Here is a 6,038-nt window from a genome sequence, read left to right on the forward strand (position 1 = left end):
GCCAGACCAGCCAGTCGTGCGGCTGGAGCACCGCCGCGACCCGGGCGGCCGACTCCGGCTCGTTCCGCGCCAGCCAGCGCAGCTTCACCAGCGGCTGCGCCGCCTGCGGCACCGCGCCGACGGCCTCCGCCCAGCCGCCCCGGCCGCCCAGGGCGTCGGTCAGCTCGGCGGCGGCCGCCTGTGCGCGCTTGTCGTTGCCGAGCAGGGCGGGCCGGATGAGCACGCCGCCGGCGTCCAGCGTCAGCAGCCCGTGCTGCTGCGCGGAGACGCCGATGGCCTGGACGCCCTCCAGCAGCCCGCCGGCGGCCGCCTGCCCCAGTGAGATCAGCCACGCCTGCGGGTCGCCGTCGGACGGGGGGTGCGGGGCATAGCCCTGCCTGAGCACGGCCCCCGTGTCCGCGTCGCAGACGACGATCCGTGTGCTCTCCGAGGAGCTGTCCAGCCCGGCGACTATTGCCATGCCGAGATGATGCCAAACTCCGGCCGTCCGCCCGGCATCCGGTCAGGTGTTGCTGGTGCCCCAATCGTCCTCGTCGCCCTGCCGCTTCTCGCGCAGCGAGCGGATCCGCTCGGAGACCGGGCCGGGCAGCCGGTCGCCGACCTTGTCCACGGCCCGGCCGGCCAGCGCGCGGCCGTTCTGCCCGGCCGACTCCACGGTGTTCCGCACCGCCGGGTTCTGCGCGATCCGCCGCGCGCCCTTGCGCAGCTCCTCGTACCGCTCGCGGCCGGCCCGCGCACCCAGCACGTACCCGACAGCTGCTCCGGCGATGAACGTCAGCCGGTACCGCATGGCGCCCCATCCTTCCCTCGTGACCCACCGTCCCCTCGCGCCCCGCGAGGGATGCCGGGCCGTGCTCCGCGCCTACCCGGGGCACCCGCAGGTCACTCCGGGGATACCGATTGGCGGAGCACCCCCCTGCTTGCGCTAATGTATGTGTCGCAGCGAGCGCACGCCGCCCGGGAGACCGGACGACAGTGCATTCGAGGCACTCGCGACAATCCCCTGTAGCTCAATTGGCAGAGCAGCCGGCTGTTAACCGGCAGGTTACTGGTTCGAGTCCAGTCGGGGGAGCGCGGTCCCCTGTAGCTCAATTGGCAGAGCAGCCGGCTGTTAACCGGCAGGTTACTGGTTCGAGTCCAGTCGGGGGAGCAAGGCGGAGAAGGGCCCTCCCGGGGCCCTTTTTTCGTTCCCCGGGGGAACCGGCACCGGTGTGATCGAAGTCCTGAAGGTCAGGCTGGTCACACGATACGGCCCCCCTGGGGCAACAGATCGTATGAGCGGCTATGCTGCGGCAGACGGCGCGCACAGATGTGCGCGACGCGCCGTGAACGGGGCGGTAGCTCAGCCGGTTAGAGCAGCGGACTCATAATCCGTCGGCCGTGGGTTCGAGTCCCACCCGCCCCACCACGGGTACCAGGTGCAGAAACGATCTGACCTGTCGAGTTCTTCGCTGTGAGGGCCGCCGCACACCGTGCGGCGGCCCTCACGCGTGTCACGCCCGGGCGCCCGCGCCCCCGCGCTCCCCCTCGTCCTCGCCCCACAGCCCGGTGCCGCGCGCCGCGACGACGGCGCCGATGCGGGCCAGTGCCTCCGCCTCCGGCAGGGTGGCCGGGCGGCGGCCGTCGCGCAGGCGGAGGGCGACCTCGCCCGCAGCGGCCTCGCGGGGGCCGATGACGGCCTGGTACGGGACGAGGCGCGCGGCGCGGACGCGGGCGGCGAGGGTGCCGTGCTCCGGGCCGCGGACCTCGGCGCGGAGGCCCTGGTCGAGGCAGCGCCGGGCGAGTGCCTCGGCCCGGGGGTACTCGGCGTCGGTCAGGGGCAGCAGGGTCAGCTGGACGGGGGCGAGCCAGGCGGGGAAGGCGCCGCCGTGCCGCTCGATGAGATGGGCGACGGCCCGTTCCATGCTGCCGATCAGGGCGCGGTGGACCATGACCGGCCGGTGCTTCGCCCCGTCGGGGCCGATGTAGTGCAGGTCGAACCGGGCCGGCTGGTGGAAGTCGACCTGGACGGTGGAGAGGGTGGCCTCGCGGCCGGCGCCGTCCGCGATCTGTACGTCGATCTTGGGGCCGTAGAAGGCGGCCTCGCCCTCGACGGCCTCGTACTCCACGCCGGAGGCGTCGAGGACCTCGGTCAGCAGGGCGGCGGCGCGCTGCCACATCTCCGGGTCGGCGACGTACTTGCCGCCCGCGCCGGCCAGTGAGAGGCGGTAGCGGGCGGCGCGGATGCCCAGCGCCGCGTACGCCTCGCGGATCAGCTCCAGGGCGGCACGTGCCTCGTCGGCGACCTGGTCGAGGGTGCAGAAGACATGACCGTCGTTCAGCTGGATCGCCCGGACCCGGGTCAGGCCGCCCAGGACGCCGGAGAGCTCCGAGCGGTACATGCCGCCCAGCTCGGCGATCCGCAGGGGCAGTTCGCGGTAGCTGTGGGAGCGGGAGCGGTACATCAGGGCGTGATGGGGGCACAGGCTGGGCCGGAGGACTACCTGTTCGCCGCCGAGGTCCATCGGGGGGAACATGTCGTCGCTGTAGTGCGCCCAGTGCCCGGAGATCTCGTACAGCTCGCGTTTGCCCAGCACGGGCGAGTACACGTGCCGGTAGCCCGCGCGGCGCTCCAGGTCGCGGACGTACTCCTCCAGGGTGTGCCGCACGGCCGCGCCCTCGGGCAGCCAGTAGGGCAGGCCCGCGCCCATCAGCGGATCGGTGTCGAACAGGTCCAGCTCACGGCCGAGCTTGCGGTGGTCGTGCTTCACGTCGTGCATCGCGTCGTGCTTCACGTCGTGCATCGCGTTCATCGCGGTCTCCTCGCGGACGGTGAGGCGAGTGCGAGGGAACGGCGAAGCCCCGGGGCACTCGCCCCGGGGCTTCGACTTCGGATCAGCAGTCAGCGCGCCGGGACACTCTCCGGCGTCGTCGTCAGGTTCATGCTGGCGCGCTTCATGGCGGTCACCGTAACAGAGTTGTGGATCTCCACAACAGGGGGAACCGGCCATACCGCGATCACCCTCATCCCAGGCGGAGCAGGGAGGTCGGCAGCGGCATGGGCCGGATACGAAGAGCGGTGACACGACTGCGCATACCGGCGGACCGGCGCGGCAGGCGGCGGCTGTTGTGGGGCGTGATGGGCGCCTGCGTGCTGGCGCTGCTGCCCGAGACGTGGGTGTACGCGGAGGCCGCGCCCCGGCTGCGGGACGTACGGAACGTGCCGTCGGCGCCGGTCGCGGTGGTCTTCGGGGCCGGGCTGTGGGACGGCGAGCCCTCCCCGTACCTCGCGCACCGGCTGGACGCGGCGGTCGAGCTGTACCGGGCGGGCAAGGTCCGCGTGGTGCTGGTGACGGGCGACAACAGCCGCGAGAGCTACGACGAGCCGGATGCGATGCGTACGTATCTGACGGCGCACGGCGTGCCGGCCGAGCGGATCGTGCGCGATTTCGCCGGGTTCGACACCTGGGACTCCTGCGCCCGCGCGCGGCGGGTCTTCGGGGTGCGCAGGGCCGTGCTGATCAGCCAGGGCTTCCACATCCGCCGGGCGGTGGCGCTGTGCCGGGCGGCGGGCATCGAGTCGTACGGCGTCGGGGCGGGCTCGGATCCGCACGACGTCACCTGGTACGCGGGCGGGGCCCGCGAGGTCTTCGCGGCCGGGAAGGCGGCGCTGGACGCGCTGGTCAAGCCGAGCCCGACGTTCCTCGGCCCCCACGAGCCGGGCGTGGAGCGGGCACTGGCGCGTTGAGGGCCCGGCGGGGTCCGGGTACTAGTCGCGCTTGGGGTCGCGGTCGTTTATCGCGTCGAGGTAGAGCTTGAAGATCTCGTCGTCGTTTATCGGCGCGTACGAGATCCTGGAGCCCTCCTCGCCGTCCGGGCCGCCGCCGTTGAAGCCGCCGAGAACGCCGATCAGATCGCCCGTCCTGGTCTTCTCGTCGAAGTGCGTGAGCCAGGGGCTGCCCGAGGTGCCGCTGTAGAAGCCGTCGCAGACCATGCGCATCTGCCGGCGCCGGTCCAGCTGGGTGGTCATGGCCGAGCAGCGGATCGCCTCGTCGGCGGGGTCGTCGTCGACGTCCGGGTAGCCGATGACGGTGACGCGGTTGACGTAGCCGGGCGTGCGGACCAGGCGGTTGGCGCCGGTGACGCGCTCGATCTGCCGGCCCAGCACGTCGGGCTTGACGGTGGCGAAGGCGAAGTCGAGGTCGGAGCCCTCGCCGGTGTCCTGGCGTCTGGGGTCGATGAAGGTGCGGTCCACGGCCCACACGCCGTAGGGCTGCTTGCTCCGGCCCTGCTGGTAGTCGGGGACGAAGGCGGCGTCGTCGCCCATGGAGCAGTGCCCGGCGGTGATGATCATGTTGCCCTTGGGGCTGTGCACCACGCTGGCCGTGCAGTGGTGGTTCTTCATGTCCTCGCCGACGTAGAAGATCACGCCGACCGACGGCACGCCGTCGAAGTGCCGTGCGCTGCCGGTGATCCGCTGGGCCTCGCTCAGGGCGTCGCCGTCGTTGTCGTCGGAGGCGGCGGACATCCGCGTCGGGCCCCAGAAGCGGCGGGCCTCCTCGCTGGACCAGCTGCCGTCCCTCCCGTGTCCGCCGGCCCCCCGCGGCACGGCCGCCGCGAGCGCGACGACATACAGCGCCGCGAGCACGGCCCGGAACCAGCGGGCCCGGCTCCACCGGGAGAAACGCACAGGCACCCCCACCACGTCAGGAAGGTATCGACAGGCTAACCGCAACGAGCCCGATCCGGCGCACGCCAGGCTGTTTTCCCCACAGTCCGATGACATGCGGCACACGGTGCGAGAGCCGTACGAGCGATCGACCGGAACCGTGCGCAGGGGTTTCGGCTGGTTTTCTCCGGTATCCGGAGTATCTGGTGTATGCGGGAGCCTCAGGCGCCCCACTGGTCGTAGGCCAGCTTGCACACCAGTGACACCACAACCACCATCAGCACCACGCGGACGAAACCGCTGCCCCGCTTGAGCGCCATGCGCGCGCCCAGCGCGCCACCCGCGATGTTGAAGACGGCCATGGGAGCCGCGAGCTGCCACAGGACGGCGCCCTGGACGGTGAAGGTGACCAGGGCGCCGAGGTTCGTGCAGACGTTGACTATCTTGGCGGTGCCGGAGGCGGACACCAGGTCCATGTGCAGGATGCCGACCAGGGCGAGGACGAGGAAGGTGCCGGTGCCGGGGCCCAGCAGCCCGTCGTAGAGGCCGATGCCGATCCCGGCGACGAGCAGGGCGGCCAGCATCCGGCGGCGGCCGACCGGGGCGGCGGGGGCCGCGGTGACGCCGAACGTCGGGCGCAGCAGGACGAAGGCCAGGACGGCCAGCAGCGCGGCCATGATGAGGGGGCGCATCACGGCGCTGTTGATGCCGGAGGCGAAGAGCGCGCCGGTCAGTGAGCCGGCGAGGGCGGCGATGCCGATGCGCGCGGCCAGCCGCAGATCGAGGGCGGCGCGGCGGGTGTAGGCCACGGCGGCGGTGGTGGTGCCGCAGATGGCGACGGCCTTGTTCGTGCCCAGCGCGGTGGCCGGGGACAGGTGGGGCAAGCCGATCAGCAGGGCGGGGAGTTGCACCAGGCCGCCGCCGCCCACAACCGCGTCGATCCACCCGGCAGCACACGAGGTGAGGCAGAGCAGGATCAACGTCGTCATCGATATGTCGGTGGTCACCGGGGTGATCGTACGGGCGCCGGCGGCCGCGTGCCGGGCACTTGAACGACCTCCGGCCAGTGATCCGGCCACCCCCTCGCCCCCTCGGACCTCCAACTCTCTGAGCTTTCTCGGTGAGGAACGGCAAGTGCCGGGGTCATCATGGCCGCAGATCGCCGACCACCGCCGCATCCCAGAGGGAGAGTCAGATGCCCGTGACCGTCACCGCCGGCCGTCCCGTCGAGGAGCTGCGGCCCTGGATCGAGAAGGCCGCCGCCGAACTGCTGGACGGTCTCGCGCCGGCCACCTCGCCGATCGTGGTCTGGGCGCTGGGCGTCCACCCCGAGCGGCGCACGGCGGCGAAGACGGCGCAGGGCGGCGGTCCCGGCGGCTGGAAGCTGTCG

Annotated in this window: 7 protein-coding genes and 3 tRNA genes; 5 read left to right on the plus strand and 5 right to left on the minus strand. The window is 72.2% G+C overall.

Going from position 1 to position 6,038, the window contains the following annotated elements; translation table 11 throughout:
• On the minus strand, positions 1-460 hold a 460-nt coding region (locus tag AB0K09_RS28410; protein WP_366068274.1), incomplete at its 3' end, for an FGGY family carbohydrate kinase.
• 42 nt (positions 461-502) lie between these two features.
• Positions 503-790: a YtxH domain-containing protein gene (locus tag AB0K09_RS28415; protein ID WP_366068275.1), complete on the minus strand. Its 288-nt coding sequence runs from the start codon at positions 788-790 to the stop codon at positions 503-505.
• 209 nt (positions 791-999) lie between these two features.
• On the opposite strand from AB0K09_RS28415, the gene AB0K09_RS28420 reads away from it, so the two are divergent.
• The 3 genes from AB0K09_RS28420 (at position 1,000) to AB0K09_RS28430 (ending at position 1,408) form a co-directional block, all read left to right on the plus strand.
• Positions 1,000-1,072 (plus strand) — tRNA-Asn (locus AB0K09_RS28420).
• A 5-nt stretch (positions 1,073-1,077) separates the two neighbouring features.
• Positions 1,078-1,150 (plus strand) — tRNA-Asn (locus tag AB0K09_RS28425).
• Between the two features lie 181 nt (positions 1,151-1,331).
• A tRNA-Ile gene (locus AB0K09_RS28430) sits at positions 1,332-1,408 on the plus strand.
• Between the two features lie 85 nt (positions 1,409-1,493).
• Here the strand turns inward: AB0K09_RS28430 and thrS are convergent.
• Positions 1,494-2,792, minus strand: coding sequence for a threonine--tRNA ligase (gene thrS, locus AB0K09_RS28435; protein WP_366068276.1), 1,299 nt, complete (start codon positions 2,790-2,792; stop codon positions 1,494-1,496).
• A gap of 245 nt (positions 2,793-3,037) precedes the next feature.
• On the opposite strand from thrS, the gene AB0K09_RS28440 reads away from it, so the two are divergent.
• Positions 3,038-3,727 carry an ElyC/SanA/YdcF family protein gene (locus AB0K09_RS28440; protein WP_366068277.1) on the plus strand — a complete coding sequence of 230 codons (690 nt, stop codon included), beginning with the start codon at positions 3,038-3,040 and terminating at the stop codon, positions 3,725-3,727.
• 21 nt (positions 3,728-3,748) lie between these two features.
• Here AB0K09_RS28440 and AB0K09_RS28445 read toward each other — a convergent pair whose 3' ends face one another.
• Both AB0K09_RS28445 and AB0K09_RS28450 read right to left on the minus strand, forming a co-directional pair.
• Positions 3,749-4,684 carry a trypsin-like serine protease gene (locus AB0K09_RS28445; protein ID WP_366068278.1) on the minus strand — a complete coding sequence of 312 codons (936 nt, stop codon included), beginning with the start codon at positions 4,682-4,684 and terminating at the stop codon, positions 3,749-3,751.
• 185 nt (positions 4,685-4,869) lie between these two features.
• Entirely contained in the window at positions 4,870-5,655 is a 786-nt protein-coding gene (locus AB0K09_RS28450; protein ID WP_366068279.1) for a TSUP family transporter, read from the minus strand.
• A 188-nt stretch (positions 5,656-5,843) separates the two neighbouring features.
• Here AB0K09_RS28450 and AB0K09_RS28455 point away from each other — a divergent pair.
• Positions 5,844-6,038 (plus strand): hypothetical protein (locus AB0K09_RS28455; RefSeq protein WP_366068280.1); only part of this gene is annotated, 195 nt, incomplete at its 3' end.

The sequence above is a fragment of the Streptomyces sp. NPDC049577 genome, assembly GCF_040675635.1.
Taxonomy (GTDB): Bacteria; Actinomycetota; Actinomycetes; order Streptomycetales; family Streptomycetaceae; genus Streptomyces.